The 19,867-nt window shown below is 34.9% G+C and carries 12 protein-coding genes and 1 pseudogene; 10 read left to right on the top strand and 3 right to left on the bottom strand.

The features are described from left to right. Positions 1-62 precede the first annotated feature (62 nt). Positions 63-917, bottom strand: a complete 855-nt coding sequence (locus tag OZP09_RS04390) for a helix-turn-helix domain-containing protein (RefSeq protein ID WP_281310361.1) — start codon at positions 915-917, stop codon at positions 63-65. A 207-nt stretch (positions 918-1,124) separates the two neighbouring features. Between OZP09_RS04390 and OZP09_RS04385 the strand changes: the two genes are divergently transcribed. Next, entirely contained in the window at positions 1,125-3,224 is a 2,100-nt protein-coding gene (locus OZP09_RS04385) for an alpha-L-fucosidase (RefSeq protein ID WP_269236717.1), read from the top strand. Positions 3,225-3,369: 145 nt separating this feature from the next. Further along, positions 3,370-5,283: a glucosamine-6-phosphate deaminase gene (gene nagB / locus OZP09_RS04380; protein ID WP_269236716.1), complete on the top strand. Its 1,914-nt coding sequence runs from the start codon at positions 3,370-3,372 to the stop codon at positions 5,281-5,283. Between the two features lie 109 nt (positions 5,284-5,392). Here the strand turns inward: nagB and OZP09_RS04375 are convergent, their stop codons facing one another. After that, a complete protein-coding gene (locus OZP09_RS04375) occupies positions 5,393-6,106 on the bottom strand; it encodes a LytR/AlgR family response regulator transcription factor (protein ID WP_269236715.1) in 714 nt (237 codons plus the stop codon). Positions 6,107-6,172: 66 nt separating this feature from the next. After that, positions 6,173-7,231: a sensor histidine kinase gene (locus OZP09_RS04370; RefSeq protein WP_281310360.1), complete on the bottom strand. Its 1,059-nt coding sequence runs from the start codon at positions 7,229-7,231 to the stop codon at positions 6,173-6,175. A 122-nt stretch (positions 7,232-7,353) separates the two neighbouring features. On the opposite strand from OZP09_RS04370, the gene OZP09_RS04365 reads away from it, so the two are divergent. From OZP09_RS04365 to OZP09_RS04330, 8 genes and pseudogenes are all read left to right on the top strand, one after another. Next, entirely contained in the window at positions 7,354-9,594 is a 2,241-nt protein-coding gene (locus OZP09_RS04365; protein ID WP_269236714.1) for a GH92 family glycosyl hydrolase, read from the top strand. A 146-nt stretch (positions 9,595-9,740) separates the two neighbouring features. Then, the gene (locus OZP09_RS04360; RefSeq protein ID WP_281310359.1) at positions 9,741-11,618 is read left to right on the top strand and encodes a sodium:solute symporter family protein; all 1,878 of its coding nucleotides are present in this window, start codon (positions 9,741-9,743) and stop codon (positions 11,616-11,618) included. A 316-nt stretch (positions 11,619-11,934) separates the two neighbouring features. Beyond that, a complete protein-coding gene (locus OZP09_RS04355) occupies positions 11,935-12,900 on the top strand; it encodes a glycoside hydrolase family 130 protein (RefSeq protein WP_269236712.1) in 966 nt (321 codons plus the stop codon). Between the two features lie 10 nt (positions 12,901-12,910). After that, entirely contained in the window at positions 12,911-13,978 is a 1,068-nt protein-coding gene (locus OZP09_RS04350) for a carbohydrate-binding family 9-like protein (RefSeq protein ID WP_269236711.1), read from the top strand. A 49-nt stretch (positions 13,979-14,027) separates the two neighbouring features. Further along, positions 14,028-15,173, top strand: coding sequence for a glycoside hydrolase family 18 protein (locus tag OZP09_RS04345; RefSeq protein ID WP_281310358.1), 1,146 nt, complete (start codon positions 14,028-14,030; stop codon positions 15,171-15,173). A gap of 2 nt (positions 15,174-15,175) precedes the next feature. Beyond that, a pseudogene (locus tag OZP09_RS04340) lies at positions 15,176-16,254 on the top strand (putative glycoside hydrolase). Positions 16,255-16,286: 32 nt separating this feature from the next. Then, positions 16,287-17,315: an isoaspartyl peptidase/L-asparaginase family protein gene (locus OZP09_RS04335; protein ID WP_269236708.1), complete on the top strand. Its 1,029-nt coding sequence runs from the start codon at positions 16,287-16,289 to the stop codon at positions 17,313-17,315. 227 nt (positions 17,316-17,542) lie between these two features. Then, positions 17,543-19,855: a glycoside hydrolase family 20 protein gene (locus tag OZP09_RS04330; RefSeq protein ID WP_269236707.1), complete on the top strand. Its 2,313-nt coding sequence runs from the start codon at positions 17,543-17,545 to the stop codon at positions 19,853-19,855. The last annotated feature ends 12 nt before the right edge of the window (positions 19,856-19,867 follow it).

The following is a 19,867-nucleotide window of genomic DNA, read 5'->3' as shown; positions in this document are numbered from 1 at the left end:
TTTTTTATAGTTACAATGCAAAGCTAATTCAGTAAATTGATTGAAAGGATGGACAAAAAATGTTATTCCTTAGACAAATCTGCTACAATGGATATGCCGGTGGTTTTTCTAAACATTTGAGGTGACATTTTTGTCATTTTTTTAAACACACGACTGAAATAATATTCGTCCTGGAATTTTAAAGCAAATGCAATTTCTTTAATGCTGAGTCTTGTAAGGTGAAGATGTTTTTTAGCCTCAAGAATTAAACGTTCCTGAATCAGTTGTGTTGGTGTTTTACCAAAGCGATTATTACATTGTTTGGTCAGGCTGTTTGGCGTAATGGATAACAATGATGCATAATCACCAGGTTTATGCAGGGTCAGAAAATTTTCTTCCAGCAGTATTCTGAAATCATCCATTTTTTCGTCCTTCTTCAATTTCAACCTGTCTGAACTGTTCATCTTGATACTGCTTGACTTGGCGAGAAAAAGCTGTAAAAGCGCTCTAAGTACAATTTCTGAGGGTTCTCTCTGCAGTAATTCTTCAGCAATATTGGCTGTTATCTGCGTATAAAAGGTATGCTGTTCATCTGTTAGTTTTACAGAAGGTTCCAGATAAATATTATTGAATAACAATCCGTTGCAGGCTACCTCATTTCTGTGAAATTCAATACAGTAAAAGTCTCCGTGAAATTGTAAAGTTGTTAAGGTTATTTTTTTAGTTTCTCTGATATAAATGCACTGCTGAGGAGTAGAGAAAAGTACCACAGGAGCTTTAAATGTAAAAGAAGCAAAGTCTGCATGATAAATTCCTTCACCTTCACTAATGAATATAACAGTATATACACTAAATTGAACAGGGCTATCCAGTAACTGAGTTTTTTCAGATTCCAGGCCAAGGAATAGTGTTCCGTTATCAGAATATATCCTGTTCATGATTCTAATTGTGAGATGCTGACAAATATAATTATATAATGATTAAACTGAATCTAAAAATAGAAGTATAGAATTGTCATGTAGTAAAGAATGACTCCAATACTCCTTTAAAAATGTTGTTGGTCGAAATAGTATAAATCAGAATATTGATTTATCTTAAATTTAAATCTTAATTACCTTTCTAACAAAATATTAATTAGAGTCCTGATGAAAAATATTTTTTTATTGCTGAGTTATTTTTTAATCATAACACCAATCTGTTCTCAGGAAATCGTGAAATCTCCCGAGCCATTTGGTCCGTTGCCAACACAAAAACAATTGGATTGGCATGAAATGGAATTTTATGCTTTTGTTCATTTCTCTTTAAATACGTTCACTAACAAAGAATGGGGTTATGGAGATGAATCGCCTGAATTGTTTAATCCAACAGCTTTAGATACAAGGCAATGGGCGCGTATTGTCAAACAGGCAGGAATGAAGGGAATCATTTTAGTGGCCAAACATCATGACGGTTTTTGCTTATGGCCATCAGCTTACACAGAACGCTCTGTTAAAAATTCTCCCTGGAAAAACGGAAAAGGAGATGTTGTAAAAGAATTGGCTGCTGCCTGCAAAGAGTATGGTTTAAAATTAGGGCTGTATCTTTCACCATGGGATAGAAACCATGCTCAATACGGTAAACCGGAATACATCACCTATTTCAGAAATCAGCTGAAAGAGTTGCTTACTAATTATGGTGATGTTTTCGAAATGTGGTTTGATGGTGCCAATGGTGGTGATGGTTATTATGGCGGAGCCAATGAAACAAGAAAAATCAATACGCTGGAATACTACGATTGGGATGAAACCTATAAACTCATCTACAAAACTGCACCTAAAACTTTGGTCTGGGGAGTCGGTCCGTCTGAAGCGAGATGGATTGGAAATGAAGAAGGACGTGCCGGAAAAACCAATTGGTCGCTTTTACGTCAAAAAGATGAATTAGCGGGCAAAGTTCATTATACTGAATTTATGTCGGGGCATGAAGACGGCGAAAAATGGGTTCCGGGTGAAGCCGATGTTTCCATCAGACCAGGTTGGTTTTATCATAGTATTGAAGATGACAAAGTACGCTCACTTGATGAAATGGTTGATATATATTATGAATCTATTGGCCGTAATGCGAATTTATTATTGAATCTCCCGGTTGATAAAAGAGGTTTGGTTCATGAAAATGACGAAGCGCGGCTAACAGAATTAATTTCAACCATAAAAGCCGATTTTAAAACGGAATTATTAGCAGGGACAAAAGTTTCTGCTGATAATGTAAGAGGAAACAGTTCTTTATTTACAGCAAAAAATGTAACAGACGGAGATAGAAATACTTACTGGGCTACAGACGATAATGTAAAAAAAGCTTCAATTGTATTTGATTTTGGAAAACCTTTAGCAATCAATCGGATTCTGCTTCAGGAATATATAAAATTAGGACAACGCATTAAGGCTTTTACAGTTGAAGCCAGGATTGATGGAAACTGGAAAACGGTTGCCAATGAAACCACTATTGGCTATAAAAGAATTTTAAGGATAGACAGAATTAAGGCCTCGGCACTTAAAATAAACATTACCGACTCAAAAGCGTGTGTTGTAATTTCGAATATTGAAGCTTATAATGCGCCAACTTTTGTGAAGTCTCCTGTCATTGGGCGTGATAAAAATGGAAATGTATCTATGAAATCTGAAGAAGGGAATGATATTTATTATACTACTGATGGTTCTAAGCCATCTGTAAAAAGTAACTTGTATAAGGAGGGTTTTAAGTACAATAAAGCAGTAGTGATAAAAGCGATAGCAGTCCATAAAAATGAAAATAGCAGCAGTGCAGTCACAACAGCAAAGTATGGAGTTTCAAAAGAGAAATGGAAAGTTGTGAGCACTTCGAGTGGGGATATGAACTCTGTAAATAGAATAATAGACGGAAATCCTGATACAGACTGGGATTTTGGTGGCGGGAGTAATAATCTTTCAGAGGAATTAGTAATTGATATGGGAACCACGATCAAAATAAATGGCTTCACTTATATTCCTCAGCAAGTAGGAAATAATCTTAACCTGATATCAAAATATGAGTTCTATACCAGTTTAGATAATAGCAAATGGACCATGCAATCTCAGGGAGAATTTTCGAACATTAAAAACAACCCCATAGAGCAGGTAAAAACATTTACCCAAAGCAAGGCAAGATATCTGCGATTTGTCGCTAAATCAAATGATGGAAGAAAAGGCCAGGTATTTTCTATTGGCGAAATAAATGTGGTCGAAAACTAAATACAAACCCACAATAAATGACGATTCCTCTTTTTTGTTTCCGATTTTGTCTTTTGCCGAAGCTAAGAGGTTATTAGTCGAATTTTTAATTTTACAGATAAACGAAGTGTTAATTTTATACTATTATAATTAAAGGAACAGGCAAATGATTAAAGAAGGTATAAATTTTAAAGAGGCTGGAAAATTTGAAGAAACACGATTTGAGAAGATTCACAATGTAATTTTCGAATCCTCTCAGGAAGCTTCTGTATTAGTAGCACAGGAAATAGCAAACATAATTCAAAGGAAGGAAGAATTAAATGAGCCTTGCGTTTTAGGATTAGCAACAGGATCTTCACCGGTTAAAGTTTACGAAGAGCTTGTAAGACTGCATAAAGAGGAAGGTTTAAGTTTTGCTAATGTGGTAACTTTCAATCTGGATGAATATTATCCAATGGAAAGAAACAATATTCAGAGCTATTGGCATTTTATGCATGAGCACCTTTTTGATCATATTGATATTTATCCCGAAAATATTAATATCCCTGACGGAAATATCAGTAATGAAGATTTACAGCAATATTGTATCGATTATGAAATGAAAATCAAATCATATGGTGGTTTAGATTTTCAGCTTTTAGGAATTGGAAGAACAGGTCACATCGGATTTAACGAGCCTGGATCTCATGTAAATTCAGGGACAAGAAGCATTACGCTGGATCATTTGACCCGTATTGATGCAGCATCTTCATTTTTAGGAATCGATAATGTACCCCGAAAAGCCATTACAATGGGAATTGGTACTGTAAAAACGGCCAAAAGGATTGTACTTCTGGCATGGGGAATCAGTAAGGCTGAAATCATTAAAAAAACGATAGAAGGAGAGATTTCTGCACGAGTACCTGCAACCTATTTGCAACAGCACAGTAATACCACATTTGTTTTAGATACGGAGGCTTCATCAGAATTAACGAGAGTAAAAACACCATGGCTGGTAAAATCAGTTGTGTGGGATGAAGAGTTAAAACTAAAAGCTGTAGTCTGGTTAAGCGAATTAACGAAAAAACCTTTTCTTAAGCTTACTGATAAAGATTATAATGACAACGGAATGTCAAGTGTCCTGAGTGAAGAGGGAACTGCTTATCATTTAAATATTAAGATGTTTAATAAAATGCAGCAGACGATTACAGGCTGGCCCGGAGGAAAACCAAATGCAGATGATACTTACAGACCGGAACGCGCAACTCCGGAAAGAAAAAGAATTATCATATTCAGCCCGCATCCTGATGATGATGTGATTTCAATGGGAGGAACTTTTGACAGGCTGGTAGATCAGGGACATGATGTTCATGTTGCTTACCAGACATCTGGAAATATTGCGGTTTCTAATGAAGAGGCATTAAAATTTGCTGAAATTTCGAAGGCATTAAATAAAAACTCCAGTGAATCTGAAAACATAATCAACTTTTTAAAGAATAAAAAAGCGAATGATATTGATTCATTAGAAGTTAGAAAATTAAAAGGACTAATTAGAAGAAGCGAATCTTTAGCGGCTACAAGATATTTAGGCTTGCAGGATTCAAATGTTAACTTTTTGGATTTACCTTTTTATGAAACAGGTACAGTTAAGAAAAATAATCTGGGTGAAGCCGATATAGAAATTATGTGTGATATTATCGAAAGAATAAAACCACATCAGATTTATGCCGCAGGAGATTTAGCAGACCCGCATGGAACCCATAAAGTTTGTTTAGACAGTTTGTTTGAGGCTTTAAAACGATTGAAGCATAAAAGTTTTATGGATGATTGCTGGGTGTGGCTGTATAGAGGAGCCTGGCATGAATGGGAATCGTACCAAATTGAAATGGCGGTTCCAATGAGTCCTGATCAGGTGCTGAAAAAACGTCATGCTATCTTCTATCACCAGTCTCAAAAAGACGGCGTAATGTTTCAGGGAGATGACAGTAGGGAATTTTGGGTAAGAGTTGAAGACAGAAACAGAATGACAGCAGAAAAATACCATGCTTTAGGATTAGCAGATTATTCGGCTATCGAAGCATTTAAGCGATATCATTTCTAGATTATAAAATCTTTTTAAAATATAATAAACTATTTCACGTGGTTTATTTTGGTTAGTTACCAATGTGAAAATGCAGCCCCGGTTAGGCTGCATTTTTTTTGCGTTTAAACTATATAGAAGAATTCAAAATTCGTTGTTTCACATGATCAATATAAGATCTTCCAATTACGTATCTAAGACCTTCAATCTCAATACTATTTCCTTCAACAGCATCGATTTTATCAATTGCAATTGTGTATGATCGGTGTATTCTCAGGAAGTTTTTCTCGGGTAATAAATCAGTAAAATCAGATAAGGTACTGTGAATTATGTATTTGCCTGTTAAAGTGTTTATTTTTAAATAATCTTTAAGGCTTTCAATTACCAGAATTTCGTTGAAGAAGATTTTCTTCATTCTTTTTTTGTCAATTTTAACGAATATAAAAGGGCTGTCCGGCTGGCTGTCCTGAGTTTCATTCTCTTTTTTCTCAATCCTTTTGCTTACTTTATTTAATGTTTTCATCAATCTAGGAAACTCAATTGGCTTCACTAAATAATCTAAAACGTCCAGTTCATAAGTTTCTATCGCAAACTGGCTGTAAGCACTTGTGATTACAATTAACGGAGGATTTTCGAGACTTTTTATAAAATTAATTCCATCAAGAACTGGCATGTTTATGTCCAGAAAAATAACATCGACATTATTATTTTTAATAAAATTCAGGCCTTCAATCGGATTACTGAAAGTATTTATTACCTCAAAATTTTCAAGTGGCTCTAAATAATTTTTAATAATATTAATTGCCAATGGCTCATCGTCTATAATCAAACAATTTATTTTCATTTCTTTAATCTTAGTTATTCGAGCGAAATAATTTTGCGGGCAAAATTAATAAGGAGAGTATTTGTTTTAAGTGACTTTAATTACAAGCTTTACGACAAAAATATTCTTTTTATTTTTAAATGAAAGTTTATAATCATTTTTATTATAACCTAATTCAAGTCTTTTTTTTACATTTTCCAAACCTATACCACTTGACTTGTTAAAATTGTCTTTATGTTGCGTAATTTCGGGTGTAGGATTTGAAATTTTGAAATGCAGATAGTCACCTTTTACATTAAAATCAATGTCAATTTTTACTTTTCCGGTGTTTTTATTTACACCATGCTTAAAAGAATTTTCAATAAAAGTCAGTAAAATCACCGGAGAAATTTCTTTCTCATGAATATCTCCCGAGACAGACATGTTAACTTCAAGCCTTTCATCATTCCTGATTCGTTCCAGATCAAGGTAATTTTGGATGCATAAAATTTCATTTTCTAAAGATTGTTTTTTACCCTTTGTATCATAGAGCATATACCGCATTAGTTCAGAAAGTTTAAGGACAATTTTGGGTGTTTTGTTTGATTTTTCTACTGATAATGAATAAATGTTATTCAATGTATTGAAAAAAAAGTGTGGCGAAATTTGAGATTTAAGGAACAGTAATTCGGTTTCTAATTGAGACTTTTCAAGATCGGTTACTCTTTTTTGCTCTTGCAAAAAATCAAATGTAATTTTGATTGCTGTTACAAAAGTGATAACATAGAGTTCTCCCATCATCATATCTATCGTATAATTGAGTGTTAATTTATCGATAGTCTCAGGTCCTTCCGGCCAGACGTTATGCGTTATTAATAAATACGTAAGATTGAATTTAATAACCACCATTAAGAAAATGGTTAATAAAACAGCCAATACATACAATAGATATCTTTTTCGATAAACCAGATAAGGCATGAAAATTAAAATATTCAGATAACATAATGTCATGTGAATTGGAAAGCCTAATAAGTTTGTTTTTAAGGAATACAGGTAATCATTAAAATAGCTTCCCCACCGAAATGTATTAAATAAAAAATAAGTAAGCCAAAAAAAGAAGTGATAATGCAATGGTAACCGATAAGATTTGCCCGAATTTAAATTCATAATAATGATATGTTTTTATGATTTTTTGATGTTTATCCTAGTTTATATGTCGTCCGTCTAAATTACTTTTAATAAAAAGTTGAATTTGTTTAAATTTAAAATTAAATTAAGATTGTTTTTATATGAAGAATTTTACCCTGCTTTTTTTGGTTGTTATTTTAATTGCAAGTTGCAAAATAAATGTAAACAAAAAGCATCATCACGAAACACTTTTTACGGACCACGTAAATCCTTTTATAGGTACTGGTGGTCATGGGCATACATATCCTGGGGCAACAGTTCCTTTTGGGATGCTGCAGGTAAGTCCGGACAACGGTGTTTCAAACTGGGATTGGTGTTCCGGTTATCATTACTCTGATTCTATTGTTTCCGGTTTCAGTCATTTGCATTTAAGCGGAACAGGAATTGGAGATTTGGCAGATATCTTATTTATGCCAACTAATAAAAAACTTGACTTAACTACCAAAACAACATCACGCGATCAATTACCTTATAAATCTAAATACACTCATGTTAACGAAAAAGCAGCACCGGGTTCTTACCAGGTTTTTCTTGAGGATCCTAAGATCAATGTAGAATTAACTTCTTCACAAAGAACCGCTTATCATAAATACACATTTTTCAAAAATGATAAACAATCGGTTATAATCGATCTGGGATTTGCCATTAACTGGGACAAAGCCCTGAAAACGGGAATTACAATTGAGGATGAGCATACCATAAGCGGATATCGTTTTAGTACGGGCTGGGCAAAAAATCAGAAAGTATTTTTTGTTGCTAAATTTTCAAAACCAATTACGGAATCAGTTTTATTGGCTGATAAGCAGGTTACCGAAGGAAACAGAGCAGACGGAGAAAATACTGCAGCACAATTATTTTTCGGAAGCAGTAATACCAATGAATTAGTGGTAAAAGTAGCCTTGTCATCTGTTAGTGTGGCTAATGCCAAAGATAATTTAGATGATGAAAAATCAACATTCGACAATACAAAATCTCAGGCAGTTTCTATCTGGAATACTGCTTTAAATAAAATTGAAGTTGAAACACCAGTAGATTCGTTAAAAACGATGTTTTATACTGCATTATATCATACACAAGTTGCCCCTGTAACCTATAGTGATAGAAACGGTCAGTTTAGAAAAGAGGATGATCAGATTGTTACAGCAAAAGAGTATACCGCCTATTCTACCTTATCACTATGGGATACTTTTAGAGCCGAAAATCCTTTGCTGACTTTATTGGCACCAGACAAAGTTTCAGATATGGTGAACTCTATGTTAACGTATTACGATACAAAAAAAATATTACCAGTCTGGACTTTATATGCCAATGAAACTAATACCATGACAGGATATCACTCCATTCCTGTAATTGTAGATGCCTATTTAAAAGGCATTAAAGGTTTTAATGCCGAAAAAGCATTTGAAGCGATGAAAACCACCATGATGCAGGATGAACGCGGATTAAATTTCTACAAAAAATACGGTTATATTCCGTACAATAAATTAGACGAATCCGTAACCATTACTTTAGAATATGCCTATGATGATTGGTGTGTAGCGCAAATGGCCAAAGCATTGGGTAAAAACGATGATTATCAGTTTTTCTTAAAACGTTCTCAGGCATACGAATATTTATTTGATTCGAAAAGCGGATTCATGAGAGGAAAATCTGAAGACGGAAAATCATGGAATGAGCCTTTTGATCCGAAACATTCCAATCACAGGGAACATACTGATTATACTGAAGGAAATGCATGGCAGCACAGTTGGTTTGTACCTCAGGATGTAGATCATTTAATTTCACTTCATGGAAGTAACGAAGTGTTTACAAAACGTCTGGAGCAGTTATTTACAGAAAGTTCAGAAATCACAGGAAGCAATGTTTCTGCAGATATTTCAGGGTTAATTGGGCAATATGCGCACGGAAATGAGCCAAGCCACCACATTGCCTACATGTTTAATCATGCGAATCAGCCATGGAGAACGCAATATTGGGTGCGTCATATTTTAGATACACAATACAATACAACTCCAAACGGATTAAGCGGTAATGAAGACTGCGGACAAATGTCGGCCTGGTATGTTTTCAGTTCCATGGGGTTATATCCAATGAATCCGGCTTCTGGAGAATACGAAATTGGAAGCCCAATTTTCGAAAAATCCACCATAAATCTGGATGGCGGAAAAACATTTGTAATTGAAGCAGAAAATGTTTCAGAGAAAAATTTCTATATCCAATCAGCAACACTTAATGGTGTTCCATTCAATAAAACAGCAATATCACATAAAGAAATATTGCAAGGCGGAATTTTACATTTTATAATGGGATCAGAGCCCAATAAAAACTGGGGAAGTAAGTAGTCAGTGTTCAGTTTATAGTTTACAGTTTGTAGTAATCAGTCATCAAAAGAAATATAAAAAACAAACAATAAAACCATAAGCTAAAAAACTAAGGACTAATAACTAAGGACTAAAAAAAGAACTAAACTAATTAACAATAAAAATTAATGGATATAATTGACGTATCAATCATCATAGCTTATATTCTACTATCGGTAGGAATAGGAATCTGGATTTCAAGAAAAGCATCAAAAGGACTTGATGACTATTTCCTTGGCGGAAAAACAATCAAATGGTATTTTTTAGGTCTGAGCAACGGATCAGGAATGTTTGATGTTTCAGGAACTTCGTGGATGATTGGGGTTTTGTTTTTATATGGAGTAAAAAGTTTTATGTTCATGTGGCTTTGGCCGATTTGGAACCAGATTTTCGTGATGATGTTCCTTGCGGTCTGGATTAGAAGATCAAAAGTAATGACGGGTTCTGAATGGATTCTAACACGTTTTGGAAGCGACAAAGCAGGAAAAGCTTCTCATATTATTGTAGCCATTTTTGCCATTATCTCAACAATTGGTTTCATTGCTTATTTCTTCGAAGGAATCGGAAAATTTGTAACCATTATTCTTCCGTGGGATTTAACGCTCCACTACGGCGATATGATTTTATTGACATCTGAACGTTCTTATGCCTTATTAATTATTTTTCTAACAACCATTTACACCGTAAAGGGCGGAATGTTCTCTGTAGTTGCAACAGAAGTTGTACAATATTTAATTATGATTACAGCCGGAGCTTTAATTGCAGGTTATGCATTCATTAATTATACAGATATTCAGATTAATTCGGTTATTACAGAAGAATGGAAGAATGTGTTTTTTGGATGGCAGTTTGAAACTCAATGGAGTGATAAGTTTCAGACATTCAATAATTTAATTGATTCAGAAGGCTACAAAATGTTTGGCGCTTTCATTGGGATGACCTTGTTCAAAGGTTTTTTTGCAAGTGTAGCAGGACCAACGCCAAGTTATGATTTACAAAGGGTTCTTTCGACCAAATCAGTAAAAGAGGCGGCTTATATGAGTGGATTTACCAACCTGATTTTATTCATCCCGAGATATTTATTAATTACCGGAATCGTGGTAATTGCGTTAGTAAACTTAGCGCCTGAATTAAACGCAAACACAGGATTAACAGGAGCTGACCTGGAATTATTAATGCCCAAAGTGGTCAATTTATACATTCCGGTTGGAATTAAAGGAATTCTTTTAGCCGGTTTATTAGCCGCTTTTATGTCGGGATTCTCAGCATTCGTAAACGCTGGACCGGCTTACATTGTAAATGATATTTATAAAAAATATTTCAAACCAGTAGCTTCAAATGCACATTATATTAAAGTAAGCCAGATTTCATCTTTTCTTGTAGTGGGTTTAGGTGTTTTCATGGGATTCTTTGCAGATTCCATCAACTCTTTAACGCTATGGATTACAAGTGCTTTATACGGAGGTTACGTAGCAGCGAATTTCTTAAAATGGATTTGGTGGCGTTTTAATGGTTGGGGCTATTTCTGGGGAATGTTTGCGGGTTTGATTGTAGCTTCTTTACAGTTTGCTTTAGGTCAGGCCAAAGGAAGTTTGACTGAAGGATCTTTTTTATATGATTTAGCGCAAGTGCAGGCTATTTATCTGTTCCCGTTAATATTCGGATTCTCAATTTTAGGTTGTCTTTTAGGAACGTATTTAAGTAAGCCGACAGAAATGGAAGTTTTAAAATCGTTCTATTCCAATGTAAGACCTTGGGGATTCTGGAATCCGGTTTATAAACAATTAAAAGCAGAAGATCAGGCTTTCGAAAAAAACAATGATTTCTGGCTGGATATGATGAACTGTGCAATTGGAATTGTGTGGCAGTCGAGTATGATTTTGCTTCCGATATTCTTCATAATCAGGGATTATCCAAAAGCAATTACAGCATTGGTTGTGTTTTTAGTGACAACTACAATATTGAAATTTACATGGTTAGATAAGGTTAGAAAAATAGAAGATTAGATAAGACATACAGTCTGTCATTTCGAGGAACGAGAAATCGCACACGAAACTCGACAAAGATTGACGATTTAGATTGCGGAATTTCTAGTGCGATTTCTCGTTCCTCGAAATGACAAGATTGAGAAAAAAATTAAACACATAGAAACATAGGTTTTAAATGTGTATAAAAGAATACAAAAAGAAACTAGTTTCTAACACATAGCTATGTTTGTTAATACAAGTGAAACGCCTTTAGGCGGTTTTCAAAAACTATGTTTCTATGTGTTTAAATTAATGACAAAGCTTTACAATAAAACAAACAATAAAAAACAAAAAAATGAGCAGTATCCCTTGGCAAGACAGACCCGAAAACAGCAATGATGTAATGTGGAGATATTCTGAAAATCCAATTATTGACAGATACGCTATACCATCATCAAATAGTATTTTTAATAGTGCAGTAGTTCCTTTTGGAGATGGTTATGCAGGTGTTTTCAGATGTGATAACAAAGCGGTTCAAATGAATATTTTTGCCGGTTTCAGTAAAAACGGAATTGATTGGGATATTAATCATGATCCAATCGTAATGCAATCCGGAAATACCGAAATGATAGAATCGGCTTATAAATATGATCCCCGTGTTGTTTTTATTGAAGATCGTTATTGGATTACCTGGTGTAATGGCTACAACGGCCCAACAATTGGAATTGGTTATACTTTTGATTTCAAAGAATTTTTCCAGTGCGAAAATGCCTTTTTACCTTTCAACAGAAACGGTGTTTTATTTCCACAGAAAATAAACGGAAAATATGCGATGTTAAGTCGTCCAAGTGATAACGGACATACACCTTTTGGAGATATCTGGATCAGTTACAGCCCGGATATGAAATATTGGGGAGAACACAGATTGGTAATGAAACCAACTCCTTTTGAAGACAGCGCATGGCAATGTACAAAAGTAGGAGCAGGGCCAATTCCGATTCTTACTGACGAAGGCTGGTTAATGATTTACCACGGTGTTATCAATACCTGCAACGGTTTTCGTTATGCCATGGGATCAGCACTTTTAGATGTAGACTCACCGGATATCGTAAAATACAGAACGCAGCCTTATTTATTAGGCCCGGCAGAGATTTATGAAATGGTTGGAGATGTTCCAAACGTAGTTTTCCCTTGTGCAGCTTTGCATGATACTGAAGAGGATAAATTAACCGTTTATTATGGTGCTGCGGATACAGCAGTAGCAATAGCTTTCGGAAAACTGAGTGAAGTGATTCAGTTTACAAAAGATAATAGTCTATAAAAAAATAAGCATGTTTTTAAAAAATCAATGGTTAACAATTGTTTTAGTTTTTTCTTCGATTGCTATGTTTTCACAATCGAAGAAAAATACTATTGTGCCTAAAACTTATGTAGCTTCTAAAACTTCAAATCCGATTCTAATCGATGGAGATGAATCTGATATTTCCTGGAATAAAGCAGACTGGACAGCTCTTTTTGAAGATATCGAAAACAATATTAAACCAAAATATGCAACAAAAGTTAAAATGCTCTGGGATGAAACCAATTTTTATATTTTAGCAAAAATTGAGGAGCCGCATGTCTGGGCAAATTTAAAACAACGTGATACGATTATTTTTTATAATAACGACTTTGAAGTTTTTATTGATCCTGATGGCGACACTTTTAATTATTATGAATTAGAAATTAATGCTTTAAATACAGCCTGGGATTTGTTTTTGTCAAAACCTTACAGAGAAAATGATAATGTTGTTTTAAACGACTGGAATATTCCGGGTCTGAAATCAGCGGTAAAAATCAACGGAACGCTTAATAACCCAAACGATACTGATGAAGGATGGGTTTTAGAAATGGCAATTCCCTGGGCATCTTATAAAAAATCTTACAACGAATATAATGTGCCGGCAGATAAATTCTGGAGAGTTAATTTCTCCAGAGTAAACTGGCAGCATACAATTGTTAACGGTAAATACGAACGCAAAAAAGACGCTGACGGAAAATTTCTTCCGGAGTACAACTGGGTTTGGTCACCAATGGGAGTAATCAATATGCATGAACCCGAAAAATGGGGCTATGTTTATTTTTCTTCGAAGGAGGAAAAAGACACTTTTACAATTCCACAGGACGAAAAAGTAAAATGGGAGCTTTATAATTTATACAGGGCTCAAAAAGAATATTATCAAAACAATAAAGTCTGGGCAAAAGCATTAACGGATTTAACGAAAGAAACCATCAAAGTCGATGGTAAGGTTTTAAAACCTATCTTAGAAAATCATTCTTCGGGATATAATATTATGGTAAAAAGTCCTTTTTCAAATCAAACTTTTACCATAAAAGAAGATGGTCAGTTTTTAAAGTAAAAATAATTTAGACAATTTATCAGTAATGGTTCATTTTAAACAGCATAATATGGCAATTAAATCCCTTTTTTCAGTCCTGATTATCAGTGTTTTTTTTGCTTGTTCTTCATTAGAAAGAAAACAAAATCAACCCAAAGAGGATTTTAAAATAATTGGATATGTTGCGGGCTATGAGAATTTTGATGTGACAAAAATTGATGCGGGCAAGCTGACTCATCTTAATTATGCTTTTGCCAATATTGTTGATGGTAATGTTCAGTTTGAACTGGCTACAGATAAAGCGAAAATAGAAAGCGTAATGGCGCTTAAAAAGCAAAATCCGGGTTTAAAAATATTGTATTCTATTGGCGGCTGGGTTTGGTCAGATCAATTTTCAAATATAGCTGCTTATGCGCAATCAAGAGAAAAATTTGCTAAAAGTGCTGTTAAACTAATGAAAACGTATGGTTTTGACGGAATTGATATCGATTGGGAATTTCCCGGGCAGCGCGCAGAGGATAATGTTTTCAGACCTTCAGACAAAGAAAATTTTACTTTACTATTAGGCGAATTGCGGAAACAATTAGAAATGGAAACTAAGGTAGATAATAAGCATTATTTAGTCTCTATTGCAGCAGCAACAGATCAGGAATATATCAATCATACTGATTTAAAAAAAGCACATCAATATCTTGATTTTATAAATCTGATGTGCTACGATTTTTATAACGGCTGGTTTTATCAAACAGGACATCATGCTAATTTATTTCCATCAAAAGAAGAAAAATTTGGAGGAAACAGTATTAGTGAGTCGGTAGATAAATTTTTAAAAGCAGGTGTGCCTGCCAAAAAGCTTATTTTAGGAATTCCTTTTTATGGAAGAAAGTGGGAAAAAGTAACGCCGGAAAATAATGGTTTATACCAGTCAGCCTTAACAGGAAGTGCTATTGTGTCATCATGGGAAATTGCAGCGGAATTAAAATCAGGAAAATTTCAGGAATTATATGATGACGCTGCAAAAGCATCCTATTTATGGAATGCTCAGGACAATATTTTTATTTCTTATGAAACTCCCAAAGAAATTGCTTTAAAGACAGCATTTATTAAACAGAAAAAATTAGGCGGGGCTATGTTTTGGGAATATAGCTTAGACAATAAACAGGAGTTATTAAACAAATTGTACCAAAGTGCAGGTCAAACAAGACAAAGAAATTAAGTATGAAACTAACAAAACTATTATTTTTTTTACTGTCACTTAGTGTTCTTTCATGTGGCAAAAAAGAAGCACAAACTACTTTTAAATTCGGGGTCTGGACAACGGCAGATGCTAAAAAATCTGATGCAGACTATACAAAAGAATTTAAAAAATACAAAGATGGAGGAATCGATGAAGTATTAATCAATACAGGAGCAGATCCAAAACTTTTAAAAAGAATAGTGCCTTTAGCTACAAAAGAAGGCCTGAAAGTGCACGCCTGGATTATGGCGATGAACAGACCCGGAGATTCAGTTGCATTACAGCATCCGGACTGGTATCAGGTTAGTAAAGAAGGAAAATCCTGCTTCGATAATCGACCTTATGTCGATTATTACCAATGGCTTTGTCCAACAAGAAAAGAATCCAGAAATCACGTTTTGCATTTAGTGGAAGAATTAGCAAAAGTTGAAGGAATCGAAAGTGTACATTTGGATTATATTCGTTTCCCGGACATCTTTTTGCCAATCAGCTTATTGCCAAAATACAATCTGGTTCAGGATGTAGAATTACCGCAATTCGACTTTTGCTATTGTGATGAATGTGTAAAAGCATTCGAGAAAATCCATCATAAAAATCCAAAAGAAAGCCACAACACTTCTATTGATATGGAGTGGAAAAATTTCAGATTAAATGCCATTAGAGCTGTTGTTGATGATGCGTATGAAATTGCACACAAACACAACAAACAATTAACTGCGGCTGTTTTTCCTTATCCCGAAATGGCAGATCACATGGTTCGTCAGCGTTGGGACAAGTGGAATATTGATGAGGTGTATCCAATGATTTACCACAGTTTTTATGATGAAGAAATTGACTGGGTAGGGTATGCTACAAAACAGGGAGTTGCTGATTTACAAGACAAGAAAACCAAAATCAATACAGGAATTTATATTCCGGGATTGAAAATGATAAGGAATTGAAAGAAGCTATTTTACTTGCAAAAGAAAACGGAGCAATTGGAGTTTCTTTCTTCGACGGAAATGCTTTATCTGAAAGTAATTTAAAAACCATCAAAGAAACAAAAGCAGGTTTAAAATAATTCTGAAGATTTCATTTAAAAGTAAAAATACCATGTCAAACAGAAGAAATTTTATAAAAAAAGCAACCTTAGGCACAATAGCTGTAAGTTCTGTTTTAGGATTTAGAGGATTTGCAAAAAATCACGGAGAGGAGACTGAACAAACACTGGAATTTCCTTTAAAAAAAGTAAAAAAGCCAGTTGTGATTTCAACATGGAATCATGGTTTACCAGCCAATCAGGAAACCTGGAAACAAATGAAAGCCGGAAAATCAGCCTTAGATGCACTTGAAGCAGGTTTGAAAATTCCTGAAGCAGACCCGACTGTTCGTAGTGTTGGTTATGGAGGGTATCCCGATCGCGAAGGAAAAGTAACGCTGGATGCCTGTATTATGGACCACAACAGTAATTGTGGTTCGGTTTGTTTTCTTCAAGGAATTAAACACCCAATTTCTGTTGCAAAAAGAGTATTACAAAACACGCCTCACGTTATGTTAGCCGGACAAGGAGCATTACAATTTGCTTTAGCCGAAGGTTTTAAAGAAGAAAATTTACTGACTCCGGAATCTGAAAAAGACTGGAAAAAATGGCTGGAAGATTCTAAATACAAACCAGTTATTAATATAGAAAACCACGATACTATAAGCATGCTAATGTTAGACCAGGAAGGTAATCTTTCTGGCGGTTGTACCACGAGTGGTGCGGCCTGGAAAATGCACGGACGCGTCGGTGACTCCCCAATAATCGGCGCGGGCCTTTTCCTGGATAACGAAGTAGGTGCTGCAGCAGCAACTGGTTTGGGAGAAGCCGTGATCAGAACTGCCGGAAGCGCAATGGTTGTCGAATTAATGCGTCAGGGAAAATCACCTTACGATGCCTGTAAAGAAATTACAGAACGTATTTATAACAAACATAAAAACCACAAGGACATGGAATACCTGCAAGTTGGTTTTATTGCTTTGAATAAAAACGGGGAATATGCAGGTTACAGTTTGCGATCTGGTTTTAATTACGCTGTTTCTGATGATGAAAAAGGACACAGAATGGAAGATGCGAAATTTAAAATGTCGTGGGATAAATAGCGTATTATTTGTCATTTCGACTGAAAGGAGAAATCGCACTCGTAACCACAAAGATTGTCGATTATTATTGCGGAATTTCTAGTGCGATTTCTCCTTCGTCGAAATGACAAACAAAGCGTTTACTATATGAATTAATGCAAAGTGAAACGCCTTTTTCAACACAACAAAAAACTATGTTTCTATGTGTTTAAAAACTAACCACCAAGAAACAAACCAAAAAACAAAGAATGAAAAAATTACTATTCCTATTAACGCTAATCATTTCAGTTTTCTCGGCTCATGCCCAGAAAGTTTACACAGAAAGTGATATTCGTATCATTCCGAAACCGAGTCAGACTTTTATTAAAACGGGTGTTTTTGAATTTACAAAAGATACCAAGTTTGTCGTAAACGGAGATTTTCAAAAAGATGCTGCAAATGCTTTGGCTTCTAAATTTGAAGTGGCCGCAGGATGGAAACCCGAAACAACAACTAAAGTGCCAGCAAGTAATTTTGTTCAGTTTAAAGTAGATCCGAATTTAAAAAACGAAGCTTACGTTTTGGATGTAAATCCGACAAGCATTGTGATTTCTGCGAAAGGAAATGTTGGTTTTATGTATGGTTTAGAAAGTGTTAGACAATTACTTCCTGAAGCTATTGAAAGTAAATTTGCTATTACTTCTGCAAAATGGGAAATTCCGAGTTTGACCATTACAGACGAACCTCGTTTTAAATGGAGAGGTTTAATGTTGGATTTATCGCGTCATTTCTTCGATAAAAATTATGTTCTGGCTACAATCGATCGTCTGGCAATGCACAAAATGAATGTGTTGCATTTGCATTTGGTTGATGACCAAGGTTGGAGAATTGAAATTAAAAAATATCCAAAATTAACAGAAGTTGGTGCGTTGAGAGTAGATCAGGAAAGCTTATCATGGAATGCAAGGCTTCCGGTTACAGCAGATCAAAAAGGAACGTACGGCGGATTCTTTACGCAAGATGAATTAAGAGAAATCGTAAAATATGCTTCAACAAAAGGAATCGAAATAATTCCAGAAATCGAAATGCCGGCACACGTAAGCAGTGCAATTGCAGCATATCCAGAATTGGCCTGTTTCAATCAGCGAATTGGTGTTCCATCAGGTGGGCTATGGCCGATAACGGATATTTATTGTGCAGGAAAAGAATCAACTTTTGAATTTTTGCAAAATGTAATTGATGAAGTAATCACGATTTTCCCTTCAAAATATATTCATATTGGTGGTGATGAAGCGACGAAAACCAATTGGGCAAAATGTCCGCATTGTCAGAAAAGAATCAAAGACGAGAAATTAAAAGATGTCAACGAATTACAAAGTTATTTTGTAAAACGTATGGAAAAATACATCAATTCAAAAGGTAAAAAAGTGATCGGTTGGGATGAAATCTTAGAAGGAGGTTTGGCTCCAGATGCAACTGTTATGAGCTGGAGAGGAATGAAAGGCGGCATCGAAGCAGCAGATCAAGGTCACGATGTAATTATGACTCCGGAATCTCCTTGTTATTTCAACTTCTACCAAGGTCCTCAAAACGAAGAACCTTTAGCTTTTGATGCTTACAATCCTTTAAGCGAAGTGTACAAATTTGATCCTGTAGTTTCAACCATGACACCTCAGGAAGCAGCACACGTTTTAGGTGGACAGGCAAATTTATGGGCAGAACATTTAGCATTACCAAAAGATTCTGAATACATGATTTTTCCAAGATTGGCTGCTTTATCAGAAACTTTATGGAGCCCGAAAGAGAAACGCAATTGGAATGATTTTACAACAAGATTATTCTCTTTATTCAAACGTTACGATTATTTAGGAATCAATTATGCGAAAAGTGCTTATTTGGTAACGGCTTCTTCTACAGCTGATTTAGGAAATAAACAAATCAAAGTCGAATTGAAAAATGAGTTTCCAAATCCAGACATTCGTTATGTTTTAGGCGATAAAAGTATCGATCACCACGCTGTAAAATATGTTGCTCCAATTGAAATAGCAGCAACTACTGTTTTAAAAGCTTCTTTATTTCAGGATGACAAACCAGTCGGAAAAACTTATACCGATACTATTGTTTTCCACAAAGGATTTGCTAAAAAAGTAAAATACTTAACGCCTTACAATCAGAGTTATAAAGGGGATGCCAATACAATGGTAAACACGATTAGAGGAAGTAAAAATTTCCATGACGGACAATGGCAGGCTTGGCTGGTTAACGATATGGAATTGGTAATCGACTTAGAAAAAATAGAAAGCATCGAACAGGTAAAAGTTGGAGCTTTAGAAAGTCAGGGCGCTGGGGTTAATTTCCCAATTCAAATTAAAGTCTTGATTTCTACAGATGGCGTTAATTACACTCAGGTGGGGAAAATTACTCGTCCTTATGCCGTAAATGCAGTTCCAGAATTAAAAGATTTCAAAATCAATTTCCAAAAACAAAATGCACGTTTTGTAAAAGTTATCGCAGGTAACTTAAAGAAAAGTCCAAAAGGAGAAAGCTCTTGGTTGTTTGTCGATGAAATTTTAATCGATTAATTATTTAGTTAG

Source organism: Flavobacterium flavigenum (assembly GCF_027111255.2).
GTDB classification, from domain to species: Bacteria; Bacteroidota; Bacteroidia; order Flavobacteriales; family Flavobacteriaceae; genus Flavobacterium; species Flavobacterium flavigenum.
This window is presented reverse-complemented; position numbering and strand designations above follow the sequence as displayed.

Coding starts and splice junctions, on each gene's coding strand:
- OZP09_RS04370 (WP_281310360.1), bottom strand. CDS start 7,231: ATGAATTTAAATTCGGGCAAATCTTATCGGTTACCATTGCATTATCAC.
- nagB (WP_269236716.1), top strand. CDS start 3,370: ATGATTAAAGAAGGTATAAATTTTAAAGAGGCTGGAAAATTTGAAGAA.
- OZP09_RS04385 (WP_269236717.1), top strand. CDS start 1,125: ATGAAAAATATTTTTTTATTGCTGAGTTATTTTTTAATCATAACACCA.
- OZP09_RS04335 (WP_269236708.1), top strand. CDS start 16,287: ATGTCAAACAGAAGAAATTTTATAAAAAAAGCAACCTTAGGCACAATA.
- OZP09_RS04375 (WP_269236715.1), bottom strand. CDS start 6,106: ATGAAAATAAATTGTTTGATTATAGACGATGAGCCATTGGCAATTAAT.
- OZP09_RS04355 (WP_269236712.1), top strand. CDS start 11,935: ATGAGCAGTATCCCTTGGCAAGACAGACCCGAAAACAGCAATGATGTA.
- OZP09_RS04345 (WP_281310358.1), top strand. CDS start 14,028: ATGGCAATTAAATCCCTTTTTTCAGTCCTGATTATCAGTGTTTTTTTT.
- OZP09_RS04360 (WP_281310359.1), top strand. CDS start 9,741: ATGGATATAATTGACGTATCAATCATCATAGCTTATATTCTACTATCG.
- OZP09_RS04365 (WP_269236714.1), top strand. CDS start 7,354: ATGAAGAATTTTACCCTGCTTTTTTTGGTTGTTATTTTAATTGCAAGT.
- OZP09_RS04350 (WP_269236711.1), top strand. CDS start 12,911: ATGTTTTTAAAAAATCAATGGTTAACAATTGTTTTAGTTTTTTCTTCG.
- OZP09_RS04390 (WP_281310361.1), bottom strand. CDS start 917: ATGAACAGGATATATTCTGATAACGGAACACTATTCCTTGGCCTGGAA.
- OZP09_RS04330 (WP_269236707.1), top strand. CDS start 17,543: ATGAAAAAATTACTATTCCTATTAACGCTAATCATTTCAGTTTTCTCG.